General features: G+C 67.2%; 17 protein-coding genes. 6 read left to right on the plus strand and 11 right to left on the minus strand.

Going from position 1 to position 18,335, the window contains the following annotated elements; genetic code table 11:
- Positions 1-11: 11 nt before the first annotated feature.
- Genes U5805_RS26170 through U5805_RS26180 form a run of 3 tightly spaced genes read right to left on the minus strand, consistent with a single transcriptional unit; the run spans position 12 to position 4,466 of the window.
- Positions 12-212, minus strand: a complete 201-nt coding sequence (locus U5805_RS26170; protein WP_322106418.1) for a DUF1656 domain-containing protein — start codon at positions 210-212, stop codon at positions 12-14.
- Positions 202-2,532 (minus strand): FUSC family protein, encoded by a 2,331-nt coding sequence (locus tag U5805_RS26175; RefSeq protein ID WP_322106419.1) that lies wholly within the window; start codon positions 2,530-2,532, stop codon positions 202-204. Before U5805_RS26175 ends, U5805_RS26170 begins: the two co-directional genes overlap by 11 nt.
- 8 nt (positions 2,533-2,540) lie before the next feature.
- Positions 2,541-4,466, minus strand: coding sequence for an efflux transporter outer membrane subunit (locus tag U5805_RS26180; protein WP_322106420.1), 1,926 nt, complete (start codon positions 4,464-4,466; stop codon positions 2,541-2,543).
- 156 nt (positions 4,467-4,622) lie between these two features.
- Between U5805_RS26180 and U5805_RS26185 the strand changes: the two genes are divergently transcribed.
- Together U5805_RS26185 and U5805_RS26190 are read left to right on the plus strand one after the other, a co-directional pair.
- Entirely contained in the window at positions 4,623-5,561 is a 939-nt protein-coding gene (locus tag U5805_RS26185) for a LysR family transcriptional regulator (protein ID WP_322106421.1), read from the plus strand.
- A 155-nt stretch (positions 5,562-5,716) separates the two neighbouring features.
- A complete protein-coding gene (locus tag U5805_RS26190) occupies positions 5,717-5,860 on the plus strand; it encodes a hypothetical protein (RefSeq protein ID WP_322106422.1) in 144 nt (47 codons plus the stop codon).
- 27 nt (positions 5,861-5,887) lie between these two features.
- Here U5805_RS26190 and U5805_RS26195 read toward each other — a convergent pair whose 3' ends face one another.
- The 4 genes from U5805_RS26195 to wrbA form a co-directional block, all read right to left on the minus strand.
- Positions 5,888-6,697, minus strand: a complete 810-nt coding sequence (locus tag U5805_RS26195; RefSeq protein WP_322106423.1) for a metallophosphoesterase — start codon at positions 6,695-6,697, stop codon at positions 5,888-5,890.
- 32 nt (positions 6,698-6,729) lie between these two features.
- Positions 6,730-8,151 carry an FAD-binding oxidoreductase gene (locus U5805_RS26200; RefSeq protein WP_322106424.1) on the minus strand — a complete coding sequence of 474 codons (1,422 nt, stop codon included), beginning with the start codon at positions 8,149-8,151 and terminating at the stop codon, positions 6,730-6,732.
- 216 nt (positions 8,152-8,367) lie between these two features.
- Entirely contained in the window at positions 8,368-8,796 is a 429-nt protein-coding gene (locus U5805_RS26205) for a DUF2069 domain-containing protein (protein ID WP_415914668.1), read from the minus strand.
- A complete protein-coding gene (gene wrbA / locus U5805_RS26210) occupies positions 8,793-9,401 on the minus strand; it encodes an NAD(P)H:quinone oxidoreductase (RefSeq protein ID WP_322106425.1) in 609 nt (202 codons plus the stop codon). The genes U5805_RS26205 and wrbA overlap by 4 nt, the downstream gene beginning before the upstream one ends.
- Before the next feature lie 183 nt (positions 9,402-9,584).
- On the opposite strand from wrbA, the gene U5805_RS26215 reads away from it, so the two are divergent.
- Positions 9,585-10,874 (plus strand): YihY family inner membrane protein, encoded by a 1,290-nt coding sequence (locus tag U5805_RS26215; protein WP_322106426.1) that lies wholly within the window; start codon positions 9,585-9,587, stop codon positions 10,872-10,874.
- Between the two features lie 185 nt (positions 10,875-11,059).
- Here U5805_RS26215 and U5805_RS26220 read toward each other — a convergent pair whose 3' ends face one another.
- From U5805_RS26220 to U5805_RS26230, 3 genes are all read right to left on the minus strand, one after another.
- Positions 11,060-11,377: an Mpo1-like protein gene (locus U5805_RS26220; RefSeq protein ID WP_322106427.1), complete on the minus strand. Its 318-nt coding sequence runs from the start codon at positions 11,375-11,377 to the stop codon at positions 11,060-11,062.
- A gap of 156 nt (positions 11,378-11,533) precedes the next feature.
- The gene (locus U5805_RS26225) at positions 11,534-12,373 is read right to left on the minus strand and encodes an alpha/beta hydrolase (protein ID WP_322106428.1); all 840 of its coding nucleotides are present in this window, start codon (positions 12,371-12,373) and stop codon (positions 11,534-11,536) included.
- The gene (locus U5805_RS26230) at positions 12,370-13,695 is read right to left on the minus strand and encodes an O-acetylhomoserine aminocarboxypropyltransferase (RefSeq protein WP_322106429.1); all 1,326 of its coding nucleotides are present in this window, start codon (positions 13,693-13,695) and stop codon (positions 12,370-12,372) included. The genes U5805_RS26225 and U5805_RS26230 overlap by 4 nt, the downstream gene beginning before the upstream one ends.
- 360 nt (positions 13,696-14,055) lie before the next feature.
- Here U5805_RS26230 and U5805_RS26235 point away from each other — a divergent pair, with 360 nt between their 5' ends.
- The 3 genes from U5805_RS26235 to aroC all read left to right on the plus strand — a co-directional run bounded on the left by U5805_RS26235 (position 14,056) and on the right by aroC (position 18,109).
- Positions 14,056-14,514, plus strand: coding sequence for a CBS domain-containing protein (locus U5805_RS26235; RefSeq protein ID WP_322106430.1), 459 nt, complete (start codon positions 14,056-14,058; stop codon positions 14,512-14,514).
- 146 nt (positions 14,515-14,660) lie between these two features.
- Positions 14,661-16,688: an MFS transporter gene (locus U5805_RS26240; protein ID WP_415914669.1), complete on the plus strand. Its 2,028-nt coding sequence runs from the start codon at positions 14,661-14,663 to the stop codon at positions 16,686-16,688.
- A 320-nt stretch (positions 16,689-17,008) separates the two neighbouring features.
- The gene (gene aroC / locus U5805_RS26245) at positions 17,009-18,109 is read left to right on the plus strand and encodes a chorismate synthase (protein WP_322106432.1); all 1,101 of its coding nucleotides are present in this window, start codon (positions 17,009-17,011) and stop codon (positions 18,107-18,109) included.
- A 132-nt stretch (positions 18,110-18,241) separates the two neighbouring features.
- Here aroC and U5805_RS26250 read toward each other — a convergent pair.
- Positions 18,242-18,335, minus strand: a 94-nt coding sequence (locus tag U5805_RS26250; RefSeq protein ID WP_133246935.1) for a 4Fe-4S dicluster domain-containing protein, incomplete at its 5' end; no start/stop codon positions are given.

Raw genomic sequence — 18,335 nt, forward strand, 5'->3', positions numbered from 1 at the left:
TGTCAGCGTGTTCAGCGATAAACGGCGAGAGCGAGCGCGCAGCACACGACCACGAGCAGACTCACGCGAAAGAGGGACGGGTGCCAGACCACGCGGTAAAGGCCGGTTCTGGCGAGCAGCGAATCGAGCACCCAGGTGAGCGCCGCGCCGAGCATGAACAGCAGCACGATCGCCGGGATATAGGCGTCGAGAAACGCAACGTCACGGGGCATGGCGGGCTCCTTGCTGGGCGGCGGCCGGCCGCCCATCGCGCGCGTAGCCGGCGAGCGGCGATTGCGGGTCGATGAGCGCCGTGCGGACAAAATGCAGATGGCTCTGGATGCGCTGCAAACGGTGGCGTGCTTCGCGCGCCGCCGTGCCGGCGTGACTGGGCACGGCGGGCATGGCGGGTATAGCGGGCATATCGGCGGTTGCATCGGTTGGATCGGCGGAATACATGCCTTGCAGCACGCGCTGGCTCGCTTCGATGGCGGCGTCGGTGGCGGCGAGCGCGCGGCCGTAGCGCGCGGCGTTCGGCCGGTCGAACAGGGCGCCGACGGCCTTGAGCGTCGCGTCGATGGCGGCGCGCCACGGCGTGCCCGCCGCGTACTTCGGCTGCGCGGGCAGCGCGGCCAGTTCATGGCGCAGATCGAGCGCCGCGCTGCCCACTTCGAGCGTCGCAAAGAGCCAGCGCAGCGAGTCGCGGCGTTGCGCGTCGTCCTTGCCGGCGAGCGCGTCGAGCTGGAACGCGAGGTCGCGCGCGCCGCTTTCGAAACGGTTGCGCAGCCCCTTGCCCTCGACCCCGAAGCGAGCGCGGCACGCCTGCACGGCGCCCGCGCGCAGGTCGGCGATCAGGCGGCGGCGCAGCCATGGCGTCGACGGCGGCAGCAACACGGCGAATGCGGCGGCCGAGACGAACATCGACGCCACGAGCGCGAGCGCGTCGTTGATATAGCTCGTCGGGTTGTACTGCATGAGATTGTCGGGGCCCGCGAGAAAGCACAGGAAAATGCAGTAGCCCATGCCGACGCCCATGTACTTCGCGCGCGTCGAAACGAATACGCCGAAGGCAAGCGCGGGCGCGAGCGCGACGCACAGCATCGGAAAGCCGTCGATGTGCGGAAACACGCCGAACGTCAGCAGCATGCCGACCACCGAAGCGAGCACGGTGCCCGCGGCCATCTGGCTCGCCATGCGCGCGGGCTGCGGCGAGGCGGAGGCGAGCGCGCAGGTCGCGGCCGCGTTGAGCACGAGGTTCGTGCCGCTCGGCCAGGCCGTGGCGATCCAGAACGCGCCGAGCAGCATCATCACGACCGCCGCGCGCACGCCCGAAACGCCGGCCGCGATGAGGTTCGTTTTCGGCACGTAGCGTTCGAGCCATTTTTCGCGCGCGTGCGTGTCGACGGCGAGCGACGCGTAGGTCGCCGCGTATTCGGTCATCTCGTGTACGAAGCGGTAGAACAATTCCGTTGCCGTGTCGAAGTCGAGCAGACGCGCGCTGTCTTGCGCTTCGTGTGTTTCGTGTGCTTCACGTGCTTCACGTGCTTCGAGCGCCGCGCGCGTTTCGCGCACGCGTGCGGGCAGCGTCGCGCGGTAATCGTCGAGCTGCCTGGAGACGTGCGCGGCGTCGGCGGCCGTGAGCACGGGTTCGCCCGCTTTCGCGAACAACGGCGCGATCTCGCGGAAATACGGCTCCAGCGCCGCGACGGTCGCCGTCGAATCGTCGGCGCGCAAGCGGTTCATCAACTGATGCAGCGCGTGAAAGCGCGTCGATGCCGTCATGAACTCGGTGTTCAGGCGCGCGAGACGGCCCGAGCGCATGCGCGCGTCGTGCGACTCGAACACGGCCGTGCTGCGGCTCGCTTCGAGTCCGACGACGTCGGCGACGAAGCGCGCGTTGGTCGCTTCTATCTGCGAGCGGTCGATGCGCCCCGCGAGCGCCGCCGCCACGTAATCGACGAACGAAGCAAAGCGCTGGCGCACGGTGGAGCGCAGCAGCGCGGCCGTGTACTGCGGAAACACCACGGCGCTCACGAAACCCGAGGCGAGCACGCCGATGGAGATTTCGCACACGCGCGTGGTCGCGGAAAGAAACGCGCCGTCGGGGTGCTGCGAGGCCGGAATGCCGATCAGCGCCGCCGTGTAGCCCGCGAGCACAAAGCCGTACGAGCGGAAGTTGCGGTTGCGCGCCGCGCCCGCCGTGCAGATGCCGACCCACAGCGCCGTCGACACGATGAAGAGTTCGGGCTGCTGCGCGAACAGGCCGATCAGCGCGAGCATCACGACGAGGCCGACGAGCGTGCCGCACAAACGGTAGAAGCTTTTCGCGAACACAGGGCCGCTTTGCGGCTGCATCACGATAAACACGGTGGTCATCGCCGTGCGCGGTTGCGGCAGGTCCAGTTTCATGGCGATGCCGAGCGCGAGCAGCGCCGCCGCGATCGCCTTGAAGAGATAGATCCACACGAGGCCATCGGTGCGCGCCCAGTCGGCGAGCGCGTCGTAGAGGCCCTGCGCGCCGTGCGGCTTGAGAGGGGAGGAGGATGCCTGCATCGCTTGCCTCAGTTCACCGCGCCGCGCGCTGCGGCTTGCGCGGCATGTTGGGGCGCGCTGTTTGGCATGTCGTTTGCCGCGCTGTTCGCCACGCTGTTTGCCGCGTTGTTCGCCACGCTGTTTGCCGCGTCGTTCGCTGCGGTGTTTTCCGCGCCGCTCGCCGTGCGGTTCGTGCCGCCGTTATCCATGTCGCTTTGCGCGTCATTTGCAGCGCCGTTGTTCCCGCCGACTCCTACGCCATTGGCTGGGCCATCGGTCGCGTCATCGGTCGCGTCGCTTGTCCGGCTATTTTCCGCACCGCTCGCCGTGCGGTTCGCGCCGCCGTTATCCGCACGACTTCCCGCGCCGGTTGCCGTCCCGCTTCCCGCCTGGTTTGCGGAAGCCGCATGCGGCGCAAGCACGGCAGCGGGCATGAGCGGCACGGCGCGCGTTTTCTTGCCGTGCGCGGGCAGTTGCTCGGCATCGGTCGGGCCGCGCGAGGAAGGATCGGCGGCGTCGTCGAGCGCGCCGCCGCCCAGCGCCGCAACGAGCGTGGCATGCGCGGCGAGCCGCTCGGCCTGAACATGCGCGACGCCTTGCTGCGCTTGCAGTAGCTGCGTTTGCGCGATCAACACGTTCACGTAATCGGTGAGACCGCGCTGAAAGCCGCGCTGCGCGAGGTCGTAATTGCGCTGCGCGGCTTCGACCGAGCGATGCGCGTCGTCCTCCTGCGTGGCGAGCGAGCGCATGCGCACCACCTGATCGGCGATGTCCTTGAGCGCGGTCACGATGGTCTGGTCGTACTGCTCGACGGCAATGTCGTATTGCGCCGACCGCGCGCCGAGCTGCGCGCGCAGACGCCCGCCGTCGAAGATCGGCAGCGAGAGCGCGGGACCGGCCGCATAGCTGCCGCTCAGCGACTTGAGGAACTGGAACAGCGGGCCGGCCGCCGCGTAACCGCCCATCGACGCCAGCAGATTCACGTTCGGATAGAAGTCGGCTTTGGCGACGTCGATGCCGCGCGCCTGCGCCGCCACGGTCCAGCGCGCCGCGACGATGTCGGGGCGATGCCCGATCAGCTCGGCGGGCAGCGCCGAAGGCAGGCCCGCGGGCGCGGCGAGCGAAAGCGCCGGGCGCCGGATCGATTCGCCCGCGCCCGGACCCTTGCCGGCGAGCGCCGCGAGCTGGTTCTTGCCGAGCGCGATGGACTCTTCGAGCACGTCGATCTGGCGATCGTATTCGGGCAGCGGCGTTTGCGCCTGGCTCACTTCGAGCTGCGTGCCGATACCGTGCGCGAGGCGCTTTTGCGCGAGCGCGAGAATTTTCTGCTGCTGGCCGAGCGTCTGTTTCGCGATGTCGAGCAGCGCGTAGTTCATCGACAGGTCGATGTAGGCGCGCGTGACGTTCACTTCGAGTTCGAGCTGCGCGGCGCGCGCGTCGGCGGCCGTGGCATGCGCGACGTCGAGCGCGCGCTCGGCCGTGTTCCGGTCGCTGCCCCAGAGGTCGAGGTGATACGAAAGGCCGAGCGTGCCCGTGTTGTTCCACGTATTCGCGCCCGCGAGCGGGCCCGGCCCGTAGTAGACGTTGTCGGCCCAATGCTGGCGCTGGATCGACAGATTGCCGTTGATTTGCGGGAGCAAGCCGGCCTGGGCGGCGCCCGCCATCGCGCGCGCCTCGCGAACCCGCGCCTGCGCGGCGGCCAGCGACGGATTGCCGGCCACGGCGGCTTCGATCCACGCGTTCAGTTGCGCATCGCCGTAACCGCGCCACCAGTCGCCGGCGGGCCATTGGGCTTGCGCATCGGCGGCGCGAATGGCCGAGCCGGGGTCGAGTTGCGCGGCGTCCGTGCGCGTGGCTTCGGGAGCGATGTTTCCGGTACTGGCGCAGCCCGCGATTATCAACGAGAACGTAAGAACCGAGAGCGCGGCGACTCCTTTCGGTACCGGAGACTGCACGATTTACTCCTTTTCGTAGCTTAGATTGACGTGAGGCATTATATTTTTTGCGCGATTGATGAATAACCGGTAAGGATGCAAGGCATTTTTACGAAACGTGAGATAATTGATCTTGCGAAATATGCAACAATGCGTCCCGTCTGAGAGAGGATTGGTATGGATACGCTTCAAAACATGCGGGTATTCGTCCGGGTGGTGGAGGCCGGCAGTTTCACGGGCGCGGCGCAGCATCTGAACACCACCACGGCCTATGCTTCGCGCGCGGTCTCCGATCTGGAGGCGCATCTGCGCACGCGGCTGCTCAATCGCACGACGCGGCGCATCGCGCTCACGGAGGCGGGGGAGCGTTATCTGCAACGTTGCGAGCAGATCCTCGCCTATGTCGATCAGGCGGAAGCCGAGGCCGGCGACGCCCACGCGCGCCCCTCGGGCAAGCTCAAGATCCACGCGATGACGAGCTTCGGCCAGCACTACGTCGTGCCGGCCGTGGGGCAGTATCAGAAGCTGTATCCCGACGTGCATGTGGAACTCACGCTCGCGCAGCGCATGCCGGATCTGCTCGACGAGGGTTACGACGTCGCGCTCGTGCTCGCGACCGATCTGCCCGATTCGGGCTTCGTTTCGCAGCGCATTGCGAGTGCGTTCAGCATTGCCTGCGCGTCGCCGGCATATCTCGAACGGCACGGCGTGCCGCAAACGCCCGCCGATCTCGCGAATCACACCTGCCTGCAACTCGTGACGCCGGTGTTTCCGAGCGCGCAGTGGCAATTCACCGGCCCCGACGGCGAAACGGCGATCAACCTCGGCCCGGCCACCTTCCAGGTGAACGTGGCGGAAGCGTGCGCGGTAGCGGTGCGCGAAGGCATGGGCGTGGGCCTGCTGCCGATCTACTCGGCGATCAGCGGCTTGCGCAGCGGCGAACTCGAATGGATCTTGCCGGAGTACCGTTCGCAGGAAATGAACGTCTACGCGCTGTATCCGTCGCGCCAATATCTCGACGCGAAAATCCGCACGTGGGTGGAATTGCTGCGCGAGCATCTGCCTTCGACGCTCGCGAAGGATCAGACGGAACTGCGCAAATTCGCGCGCACCTGAGCGCCGCGCGCAAAAAACGCGGGCCGGCCGTGGCGCGGCTGTGACAGCCTGTTACAGCTTGCGCAGATGGCAACACTTGCTTACGCCCGGCGGCGCGGCGGCTTGATAAGGTAGCGGAACTTCTCAACGCTTCTTCTTTCGCTACCGGAAACACCATGGATACGCATCTGATGATCGGCATCGCCGTGATGATGGGCCTGATCGGCATTGCGGCGTCGCGCGATCTGCTGCGCATGCGCCGCGCGCAGCTTCAGCCCGCCACGTTGCGCGCACGCCGCGACGACGCGCGTTTGCGTTAAATCTCCACGAAAGCCGCGCTAAACGCTTCAGATTTCGACCACCTTGTCCCACGCGAACGCCGGATTCTCCGGCGCGCCCGTGCGGCGGTCTCGATAGCCGCGCGGATTGCACACCACGCGCGTGCCGTTCACCGCGTAGTCGAAGCCCGTATGCGTGTGGCCGTGTACCCAGAGCGCGACGGGCGCGCGCACGAGCGCGTCCAGATCGGTGACGAACCCCGCCGAAACCGGATCGTTGGCGTAACGCGCGGCGAGACTTTGCCGATGCGGCGCATGATGCGTGACCACGATCGTCTCGCCCGCGAAGGGCTTGGCCAACTCCGTCTGGAGCCACGCGCGCGAGCGCTCGTGCAGCGCGATGGAGTCGGCGGGCGTGAAATCGCGCGCGCCGCTTGCCGGGCTCGCGGGCCACGACACCTGAATCACGCCGCGAAAATCGAGCATCACCGGCCGCGCCGCCGCAATGGCCGCCTCGCGGGCCGCGTCGCTCGCGCCGAACAACGCGAAATCCGCCCATAACGTCGTGCCGAGCACGCGAAAGCGTCCCGCCGGATCGACGTACATGTCGTCGTTCAGGTAGTGGACGTTATCGAGCGCGGCGGCCGCGTCGCGCATGGCCGCTTCGAGCGCGCCCAGTTCGCCGTCGTAATACTCGTGATTGCCGGGCACGTAGATCACGGGCACTTGCGGGTCGAAGGTTTGCGCAGCCCAGCGCAGGCCGAGTCCGTGGTTGTGGATGTCGCCCGCGAGCACGACGAGATCGGCCGCGGCATGCGGGATCGTGTCGGGCTCGTCTTGTTCCAGATGCAGGTCGGACAGCACGCGAATCTTCGTCACGATGACGCTCCTCGTTGACTGGGCCGGCGCGTTCAGCGCACCACTTTTCCCGGATTCATCAGATCGAGCGGATCGAGCGCCGTCTTGATCGCGCGCATCAGCGCAAGTTCGACTTCGCTCTTGTAGTGCGCGTTCTCGTCGATTTTCAGTTGCCCGAGGCCGTGCTCCGCGCTGATCGTGCCGCGATGCCGGTTCACGCTGTCGTAGACGATGCGGTTGAGCGTCTTTTCGTTTTCGGCGAGAAAGCGTTTCGGATCGCCGCCCTCGGGCGCCTGCACGTTGTAATGCAAATTGCCGTCGCCGAGATGGCCGAACGTGACCATGCGCGCGCCCGGCACCGCGCGCGCGATTTCGGCGTCGGTCTCCTCGATGAAATGGCCGATGCGCGAGATCGGCACGCCGATATCGTGCTTGATGTTCAGCCCTTCCTGCGCCTGGGCGAGCGGAATGTGCTCGCGAATGTTCCAGAACGCCTGCGACTGCGCGAGGCTTTCGGCCACCACAGCGTCTTCCACGAGGTTCTGCCCGAGCGCGTCTTCCATCAGCCGTTCGAACAGCGCGCGCGCATGCGCCTCGCTTTCGTTGTCGGAGAGTTCGAGCAGCACGACTTGCGCGTGGCGGTCCGCGAACGGATAGCGCAGTTGCGGAAAGTGGCGGCCGACCAGTTGCATGCAGAAGTCTGACATCAGCTCGAAGCCGGTGAGCAGCGGCCCGGCGTAGCGTTGCGCGAGCGCGAGAAAGTCGAGCGCCGCGTGCGCCGACCCGAGCGCGGCGAGCGCCGTGACGCGCGCCGCCGGTTGCGGGTGCAGCTTCATGACGGCCGCCGTGATGACGCCGAGCGTGCCTTCCGCGCCGATGAAGAGATCGCGCAAATCGTAGCCCGTATTGTCCTTGCGCAAGCCGCGCAGGCCGTCCCAGATTTCGCCTTTCGGCGTGACCACTTCGAGGCCGAGGCACAGCTCGCGCGTGTTGCCGTAACGCAGCACGCCGGTGCCGCCCGCGTTGGTCGAGAGATTGCCGCCGATCGTGCAACTGCCTTCGGCCGCGAGCGAGAGCGGGAACAGGCGTCCGGCTTCGTGCGCGCGCGCCTGCACTTCGGCGAGGATCACGCCCGCTTCGACGGTGATCGTGTTGTTGTGCGCGTCGATCTCGCGCACGCGGTTCAGGCGGCGCAGGCTCAGCACGGCTTGCGCGCCGCTTTCGTCGGGCGTCGCGCCGCCCGCGAGACCGGTGTTGCCGCCTTGCGGCACCAGCGCGACGCGATGTTCATGGGCGAGCTTCACGACGGCCGCGACCTGCTGCGTGTCCGCGGGGCTCAGCACGGCGAGCGCCGCGCCCTGGTAACGGCGGCGCCAGTCGGCGAGAAAGGGCGCGGTGTCGTGGGCGTCGGTGAGCACGTGTTGGGTGCCGATGACGGCGGCGCACGCGTCGAGAAAGGCTTGAGGGTCGGTCATGGTGTCTGTCGGGGCACGCGGATGCGTTTTCTGATCGGTTGCCGATGGCGTGTTTTGCGCTGACGGGGCGCGGGCTGGGCGCCTGCCGGGCGGAAAAGGCTCGAACGGTTAGTTTGACACGGCGGGACGCGTCGCGCAGGCCGCGCGGGCAGGGCGGCGATCATGTGCCGCGGACCTTCCACTTACGGACGCGCGCCGCCTAACACCTTGCCGCGCTTATTCCGTGGACGCGGTTTCGCGCTTCGCCCGCCGCGCGGCGCGCTTGTACGGCGCGACATAGACGAGCGCGCACGCGAAGAAGCCGAGCGACAGCGCGACCTCGATCCAGCCGAGCCGGTTGCCGGGCGCGGGATCGGTCATGCCGCGCACGATGCCTTCGGCGAAATAGAGCAGCACGAGCATCGACGCCCATTGCAGCGTATAGAGGCGCCGGCGCAGCACGCCCGGCAGCGCGAGAGCGAGCGGCAACGCCTTGAGCACGAGCGCGCTGCCGCCCGGACGCAGCGGCGCGAGCCGCCATTCCCACGCGAGGCACAGCAGCGTGAGCGCCGCGAGCATCACGAACGCGCCGAGCGCCGCGCCGCGCCGCGGCACGACGGCGCCGCCCGGCGGATCGCCGCCCGGCGGTTCGGCGCGCGGGTTCATGCGCGCTCGCCCTGCGCAAGCGCGAGCGCCGCGCGCGCGAGCCGGGCGCCGAGCGCGCCGGCGAGATTTTTTTCGTCGGCGGACAAACCGTGGCCGCGAGCGTCCGCGCGCGCGTGATGCGAGGCGCCGTAGGGCGTGCCGCCGGTTTCGGTCGTGCTGAGCGCGCTTTCGGTGTAGGGAATGCCGACGAGCAGCATGCCGTGATGCAGCAGCGGCAGCATCATCGAAAGCAGCGTGCTTTCCTGGCCGCCGTGCAGGCTGCCCGTCGACGTGAATACGCAAGCGGGCTTGCCGGCGAGCGCGCCTGAAAGCCACTGCGGCGTGGTGCCGTCGAGAAAGTATTTGAGCGGCGCGGCCATGTTGCCGAAACGCGTGGGCGAGCCGAGCGCGAGTCCCGCGCATTCTTCGAGGTCGCGCAGTTCGACGTAGGGCGGGCCGTCGGCGGGAATGTCGGGCTCGCTGGCTTCACAGACGGTGGAGACGGCGGGCACCGTGCGCACGCGCGCTTCGGCGCCGGGGACGCTGTCGACGCCTTGCGCGATCGCACGCGCAAGCTCGCGGGTGGCGCCGTGCCGGCTGTAATAGAGCACAAGAATCGGTTTCATCGGGCCTCGTCGGTGGACGGGATATTATAGGGGCTGGGTCGGCCGCCACTGCGGCGCATGGCGGAACGGCATATGCGACGAAGCTGCGAGGAAGCCGCAGGGAAGCCGCGACCCGGCCAAATAGCGCAAACAGCGAATACGAAGCAACGGACGTGACGCAATGGGTGTGACGCAATGGATTTGATGTCGAGGGTTCGGATCGATCTGGACATCGTGAAGCGGTTGGCGCGCTTCGCGGCCCGGCGCAGCCGCGAGGACCGCATCCCGCAGGTCGCGGGCAGCCTCACGTTCACCACGCTGCTTTCGCTCGTGCCGCTTGCCACGGTTGCGTTCGCGCTGTTCACGGCGTTTCCCATCTTCGCTTCGTTCCAGGCTTCGTTGCAGGGTTTTCTCGCCGATCACCTCATGCCGGCGCAGATCAACAGCCAGATTTTTCTGTATCTGAACCAGTTCGCCTCCAAGGCCAAGGGGCTGACGACGATGGGCATGATCGTGCTCTTCGTCACCTCGGTCATGACGATGATGACCGTCGAGTCGGCGTTCAACGTGATCTGGCGCGTGCGCAAGGCGCGGCCGTTAGCGCAGCGCGTGCTGGTGTACTGGGCGATTCTCACGCTCGGGCCCATCCTGATCGGCGTGAGTCTTTCGATTTCCTCCTATGTGTTCACGCGCTCGGTCGCCATTGCCACGGAGCAGCATGTTTCGGGCGTGATCGACTGGCTGCTGATGGGCGCCACGCTGCCGCTCACGGCCATCGCGTTCACGATTCTCTACATCTATCTGCCGAACACGCGCGTGCAATGGCGCGACGCGCTCGTGGGCGGCATCGGCGCGGCCATCGCGTTCGAGCTGGCCAAGCGCGGCTTCGGCTACTACGTGCGGCGCATTCCCACTTATACGGCGGTGTACGGCGCGTTCGCGGCCGCGCCGCTGTTTCTGCTCTGGATGTACCTGAGCTGGTTCATCACGCTGGCGGGCGCGATGGTCACTTCCGCGTTGCCCGAGATTCGCACGGGACGCTTCGACCGCCCGCGTTTTCCCGGCAGCGACCTGCTGGACGCGCTCGAATTGCTCGCGGGCCTTGCCGAAACGCGCGAAGCGGGCGAGCCCGGGCTCACGGCCGAGCAACTCGCGCAAACGCTGCGGCGCGATCTTGCCACGGTCACGCGCCTCGTTGACGGCCTGGAGGAAGATCAGCTCATCGCACGCGTGGAAAGCGCGGGCGCGAAGCCGCATTTCCTGCTGATCGGCAATCCGGCGCGCATCTCCGTGGCGCGCCTGTTCGACCGTTTCGTGATCGACCGCGAGGAATTGGCGTATCAGCTCAAGTCGAGCGCCATCGACGCGCCTACATTGCTGAACGCGCTCAACAACGACAAGCTCGGGGTGTCGCTTGCCTCGCTGCTCGCGGCACGCCACGAACTGGCGATCGCGGAAGGCGCGCCGCGGGCGCTGCCGCATCCGGCGGCGTGAGTGGCGGCATAAAGAGCGATATAAAGCGCGATATTAGCGGCGATACCAAATGGCGATATTAGCGGCGCCATCAAGGTTAGCGGCGCCATAAAGGCCGATTCCGAACGGCCGACACCCGACCGAACCGCAAACGGCCGCATTTCGAACGGCCGAATTTCAAGCGGCCGAATGTTCGGGCAGTTTCGCTACAGCGAAATCTTTCCGCGGCAGATGTCGGCGAACATGACCCAATCGCCCATCAAGCTATAAATGGGATGCCGGAACGTGGCCGGGCGATTCTTCTCGAACGCGAAATGCCCGATCCAGGCGAAGCCGTAGCCGCACACCACGGCGGCGGGCAGCCAGAGCCAGTCGCCCGTGGCGATGGCCATGGCGAGACAGCCGATCACGCCGAGCGAGCCGATGAAGTGCAGCCGCCGCGACATGAGATTGCTGTGCTCGCTCAGATAAAACGGATAGAACTGCGCGAAGCTCGAAAAATGGTCCTGTGTGGCGGGATGCATCGCTTCCTCCTTTCTGCGTGGACGCAGGTTTCGCCCGCTGCCGCAGCATGTTCCCGCGGCTTTGCACGGCGACGAAACCATTTTCTTGCGATCCGAACGACCGTGCAACCCGGCCAAACGTCATAGGACGAAGTGCCGATGCAAGGTGCATTGGCCTTAGCCGCCGCCCGCGCGAGGCGCATGTTGCGTGGCGAAAGCGTAGAGCGCGTCGAGCGTGGCGTCGGGCTGCTCGGTCATGAGCGCGTGGCCCGCTTCGAGCGTCACCGTGTCGACGCGCGCGCCCGCCTGGGCCAGCGCTTCGGCGACGGCGCGCGCCGCGCGCGGCGGCGTCATCGCGTCGCGTTTGCCCACGATCAGGCGCACGGGGCAGCGCACTTTGGCGGCGCTCGCGAGTCCGTCCGCGTAGGCGTTGCAGGCCGCGAAATCGGCGTGAAAAAGCTGCGGCTCGCCGCGCGCCGCCACGCGCTCCATCAGCCGCCGGTTCATGCCGCGCAGCCAGAAGCCGGGGCCGGGGCTCGACGGCTTGGCCGCGAGCGTCGAATGCGACCACGCGTTGACGAGGGCGATCGCCTCCGGCTCGCGCTCGCGCGCGGCTTCGAGCAGCGCGGGCGAAACCGTCATCGGGAACGCGGTGGCGAGGAGGGCGACGGCTTGCGCGCGCTGCGGGTAGCGCGCCGCGAATTCGAGCGCGACGAGCGAACCCATGCTGTGCCCGGCGACCAACGCGCGCGGTGCGCCGAGCGCATCGAGCAAGGCCGCGAGCCAGTCGGCCAGCGCGCCGATGCTCGCGAGCGCCGGGCCGGCGCTGCGCGCGTGGCCGGGCAGATCCACGGCCAGCGCGTTGTAGCCGTGATTCGCGAAATAGCGCGATTGCAGTCCCCACACGCTATGGTCGTGCTGCGCGCCGTGGACGAACAGCGCGAACGGCCGCGCCGCGTCGATGGGGCGCCCGGCGGTATAGACATAGACCGGATGGCCGGCGACATCGACGATCATGACGCCTCCTTGCCGCTGCTGTCTTGCGATGCTTTCTGCGAGGCCTTGAGCGCGCGCTTGAGGTCGTCGACGAGGTCGGCGGGATCTTCGAGCCCGATCGACAGCCGGATCGTGCCTTCGGCGATGCCGGCGGCGGCGAGCGCGGCCGCGTCCATGCGAAAGTGCGTGGTCGAAGCGGGGTGGATCACGAGCGAACGCGCGTCGCCCACGTTCGCGAGGTGCGAAAAGAGCGTGAGCGCTTCGATAAAGCGCTTGCCCGCCGCGCGGCCGCCGCGCAGGTTGAAGCTGAACACGGCGCCCGCGCCGCGCGGCAGCAGCCGCTGCGCGAGCGCGTAGCCGGGATGTTCGGGCAACTCGGGCCACGCGACCGACTCCACGGCCTCGTGCGCGACGAGAAATGCCACGATGCGCCGGGCGTTCGCGACGTGCCGCTCCATGCGCAGCGGCAGCGTCTCGATGCCTTGCAGCAACTGCCACGCTGCCTGCGGATGCAGGCACGCGCCGAAGTCGCGCAGGCCCTCGCGACGCGCGCGCAGCAGGAACGGCGCAACCGTGCTTTCCTCGCTGAACACCATGTCGTGAAAGCCCGCGTAGGGCTCCGTCAGCTCGGGAAAGCGGCCCGAGGCGTCAAAATCGAAGGTGCCGCCGTCCACCAGCACGCCGCCGATAGTGGTGCCGTGACCGCCGAGAAACTTCGTGGCCGAGTGATAGACGAGATCGGCGCCATGCTCGAACGGCCGCAGCAGCCAGGGCGTGGTAAAGGTGGAATCGACGAGCAACGGCACGCCGTGCGCGTGCGCGATCTCGCCGACGGCTTCGATGTCGAGCACGTCGAGGCCCGGATTGCCGAGCGTCTCGCCGAACAGCAGGCGCGTGTCGGGACGCAGCGCCGCGCGCCACGCGTCCAGGTCGCCGGGCTTCACGAAGGTCGTTTCGATGCCGAAGCGGCGCAACGTGTAGTGGAGCAGGTTGTGCGAGCCGCCATAGAGCGCGCTCGACGCGACGATATGCGCGCCCGCGCCCATCAGCGTGGCGATGGCGAGGTGCAGCGCCGCCTGGCCGCTCGCCGTGCCGATCGCGCCCGCGCCGCCTTCGAGCGCGGCCACGCGTTCTTCGAATACGGCGACGGTCGGGTTCGAGATGCGCGAATAGACGTGGCCCGCGCGCTCCATGTTGAAGAGGGCGGCGGCGTGGTCGGTGTCGCGAAATGAGAACGAGGTGGTGAGGTAGAGGGGCGTCGCGCGGGCGCCGGTGGCAGGGTCGGGCGCGGCGCCGGCGTGCAGCGCGAGCGTGTCGAAGCGGGTGTCGGGCGTCGAAGACATCGGGCGGCGCGGCCGGCGCGAACCGGCGCTCGGGTGAAAGGTTCGGGCATCGTATCACCGCGAGGTGCGGCATGGGGCGGCGGGCGCGGCGTTTTCGGGCCGGATGAAGCCGGAGCGAAAGGTGCGGCGAATTTTCCGCGGGCACGGATCGCCATGGCCGTTCGGCCAGGCGGTGGTGTGCGAAACGCCCCGCAATAGAACCAGTTCAGGGCCATTCCAGGACCGCTCGAAACCCGCGCGAAGGCCGTGCGGTGGGCTTTTCGCGCCTTTCCTTTTGAAGCTCTTTCCGCTAGGATCGAAAACAGGTAGGTATCTTTTCTGCATCTCCCCACTATGCGCGGCAATTTCAGGAGACACATCATGCGTGTCAGCGACATCCTCAAGGTCAAGGGCAACACGCTCTATACCGTCACGCCCGACACTACGCTGCACGACGCCGTCAACACCATGGCCGAGCGCGACATCGGCTCGCTCGTGGTCATGGAATACGGCGATCTCGTCGGCATGCTCACGTTCCGCGAAGTCATCGTCACGCTGCGCGCGAACGGCGGCAATGTCGGCACCACGACCATTCGCAAGGTCATGGACGACCATCCCATCACCTGCACGCCGGAAACCGAGGTGGACGAAGTGCGCCGCATGATGCTCGAGCATCACGTGCGCTATCTGCCCGTGATGGAAAGCCGCTCGCTCATGGGCGTGATCTCGTTCTACGACGTGGCCAAGGCCGTGGTGGAAGCACAAGGTTTCGAGAACAAGCTGCTCAAGGCGTATATTCGCGACTGGCCCGAAGAGGAGCAGCGGCAGCCGGCGGCCTGACCGGTTGATCGAATCGAGTCGAGTCGAATCGAGTCGAGTCGCCGTAACCCACGCTCACGAGCCAGCAGAAAAAAGCGCGCGTCAGGCGCGCTTTTTCGCGTCTGGGCCGCGCGATTTTTTTCGTTTTTGTCATTTCCCCTTCACCGATGAGCGATAGACCGATGCCCGCGCCGAATGCCGATGCCGGTGCCGACTCCGATGCCGACGAAGCGGCGCGGCAAGCCGGCCGCGCCGCCCGCGAGCACGCTTCGCAGTTCACGCTGCTGCGAGAGCGCCGCTTCGCCCCGTTTTTCTGGACGCAATTCTTCGGGGCGATGAACGACAACGTCTTCAAGATCGGCTTCACCTCGCTCGTCACCTGGCAGGCCGCGCGCTTTTCGGGCGTCGATCCGAAGACGGTCGCGTTCCTCATCGCGGCCATCTTCATTCTGCCGTTCGTGCTGTTTTCGGCCACCTCGGGCCAGATTGCCGACAAGTACGACAAGGCGAGGCTCACGCGCTGGGTCAAGACCTTCGAGATCGCGGTCATGCTGGTCGGCGCGGCCGGTTTCTGGCTGCACGACGCGCCGCTGCTTTATGCCTGCACGTTCCTCATGGGCGTGCATTCCACCGTGTTCGGCCCCGTGAAGTATGCGTATTTGCCGCAACGGCTCGCGCCGGCGGAACTCGTCGGCGGCAACGGGCTGGTGGAAATGGGCACCTTCGTGGCGATCCTGCTCGGTACGATCGCGGGCGGCGTCGCCGCCGGCATCGGTGCGACGGCGGGAGCGGGCGACGCGCACGCGAGCGGCACGCCGCCCGGCGCGTGGTGGCTCGGCGGCATGTGCATCGCGATCGCGCTGGCCGGGCGCGTGGCGTCGGCGTTCGTGCCGCCGTGCGAACCGTCGCAGCCGGACTTGCGCATCAACTGGAATCCGTTCACGGAAACGTGGCGCAACCTGCGTCTCGCGCGCGCCGACCGCACCGTATTTCTAAGCCTGCTCGGCATTTCGTGGCTGTGGTTCGTCGGCGCGACGTTTCTCTCGTCGTTCTTCAATTTCGCGAGAGACGTAATGTCCGCCGACCCCGACGTCGTGACCGTGCTGCTCGCGATGTTCTCGCTCGGCATCGGGCTCGGCTCCATGCTTTGCGAGCGGCTATCGCGGCGGCGCGTCGAGATTGGCCTCGTGCCGCTCGGCTCGATCGGCATGAGCGTGTTCGGTATCGACCTTTTCTTCGCGAGCCATGCGCTGCCCCCCGCGCCGCATCCGTTTTCGGTGGGCGAATTCCTCCAGACGGCCGCGCACTGGCGCGTGCTTGCCGATCTGTTCCTGCTCGCGATGTTCGGCGGTTTTTACAGCGTGCCGCTCTACGCGCTGATCCAGAGCCGCAGCGCGCCGAGCCATCGCGCGCGCATCATCGCCGCGAACAATATCCTCAACTCGCTGTTCATGATCGTGTCGTCGTTGATGGCGATGGCGCTCACGGCGGCGGGCGTCGGCATTCCCGGGCTTTTTCTTGCGACGGCGCTGCTCAATATCGTCGTCGCGGCCTACATCTACACGCTCGTGCCGGAGTTCCTGCTGCGCTTTGTCGCGTGGCTGCTCGTGCATACCGTCTACCGCGTGCGGCTCGTGCATGCGGAGCGCATTCCCGCGCAAGGCGCGGCCGTGCTGGTCTGCAATCACGTGAGTTTCGTCGACGCCATCGTCATCATGGCCGAAAGTCCGCGGCCGATCCGCTTCGTGATGGACCATCGCATTTTTCGCACGCCGTTCTTCGGCTGGGTGTTCCGTCACGCGAGGGCGATTCCGATCGCGCCCGCGCACGAGGACCCGAAAGCGCTCGCCGCCGCGTACGACGCGTGCGCGTCGGCGCTGGGCGAGGGCGATCTCGTCTGCATCTTCCCCGAGGGCAAGCTCACGCGCACGGGCGACATGAATCCGTTCCGCCACGGCGTGACCGAGATTCTCAGGCGCGCGCCGGCGCCCGTCGTGCCGATGGCGCTGCGCGGGCTGTGGGGCGGCGCGTTCTCGCGGCACGCGGCTTCGGGGCAGGAGCGGCCGGTGCGGCCGGTGCGACGCGGCTTGACGAGCCGCCTCACGCTGGCGGTGGGCGAGCCGATCGCCGCCGCCGACGCGACACTCGAGCGCTTGCAGCAGACCGTGGCGGAATTGCGCGGGGCGCGCCGCTGAGTGCTGGCGCGTTGTTTGTCGCGTGATTTGGCGCGTTGTTTTGCGCTGTGCGGGCGCCGTGTCGGCGCTTTCCGGGCGCTGTGTGGGCGTTGTGTGGGCGTTGTGTGGGCGCGCTGTGTGGGCGCCGCCCGGGCTGCGCATCGGCGCGGGTCAGACGTATGCGTTGAGGTTTGCGCTGAGGTTTGCGTTGACGTGCGCAGCGGTGTCGACGAAGCGCGCTCAGGCGCGCCGGGCAAGGCGTTGCCCGACCGGGCGGTCGGGCGCCGGTGCGCCCGGGCTGGCATAATGACGGATTCCCCGATTCACTTTGGACGACCGTCATGTCCGGCAACACGCTCGGTACGCTTTTCACCGTCACCACTTTCGGCGAATCCCACGGGCCGGCCATCGGCTGTGTCATCGACGGCTGCCCGCCGGGCCTCGCGCTGACCGAAGCCGACATCCAGCTCGATCTCGACCGCCGCCGTCCCGGCACTTCGCGCCATGTCACGCAGCGCCAGGAAGCGGATCAGGTCGAAATTCTCTCGGGCGTGTTCGAAGGAAAAACCACCGGAACGCCCATCGCGCTGCTGATCCGCAATACGGACCAGCGCAGCAAGGATTACGGCAACATCGTCGAAACCTTCCGGCCCGGTCATGCCGATTACACCTACTGGCAGAAGTACGGCATTCGCGACTATCGCGGCGGCGGCCGTTCGTCGGCGCGACTGACCGCGCCCACGGTGGCGGCGGGCGCCGTGGCGAAGAAGTGGCTGCGCGAGCGCTTTGGCGTGGAAGTGCGCGGCTACATGCGTTCGCTCGGCGAGATCGACGTGCCGTTCGTGAGCTGGGAGCACGTGCATGAGAATCCGTTTTTCGTGCCCAACGCCGAAATCGTGCCGCAACTGGAAGACTACATGGACGCGTTGCGCAAGGATGGCGACTCGATCGGCGCGCGCGTGAACGTGGTGGCGAGCGGCGTGCCGGTGGGTTGGGGCGAGCCGCTGTTCGATCGTCTCGACGCCGACATCGCGCACGCGATGATGGGCATCAACGCGGTGAAGGGCGTCGAGATCGGCGCGGGCTTCGCGAGCGTGGCGCAGCGCGGCTCGGTACACGGCGACGAACTCACGCCCAACGGTTTTCACGGCAACCATGCGGGCGGCGTGCTCGGCGGCATTTCGACGGGGCAGGACATTACCGTTTCGGTCGCGATCAAGCCGACTTCGAGCATTCGCACGCCGCGCCGCTCGATCGACAAGTCGGGCGCGCCGGCCACGGTCGAAACGTTCGGCCGCCACGATCCGTGCGTGGGCATTCGCGCCACGCCGATCGCCGAGGCCATGCTCGCGCTTGTGCTGATCGACCATGCGCTGCGTCATCGCGCGCAGAATGGCGACGTGGTCGTATCGACGCCGAAGATCGCGGCCAGCGACGAGTAACGTCAGGGTGGATTATTGCGTCGGCGGCGTCCGTGCCGACGCAAAAAAAGCCGCTTCGGGTTGTTAAACCGAAGCGGCTTTTTCTCGCCGATTCAAACCAGGCAAACCGAACCGAAGCGAACCGAATAACGCCTACATATTCGGATAATTCGGCCCGCCGCCGCCTTCCGGCGTGACCCAGACGATGTTCTGCGTCGGGTCCTTGATGTCGCAGGTCTTGCAGTGA

The organism is Paraburkholderia sp. J41, assembly GCF_905220235.1.
GTDB lineage: Bacteria > Pseudomonadota > Gammaproteobacteria > Burkholderiales > Burkholderiaceae > Paraburkholderia.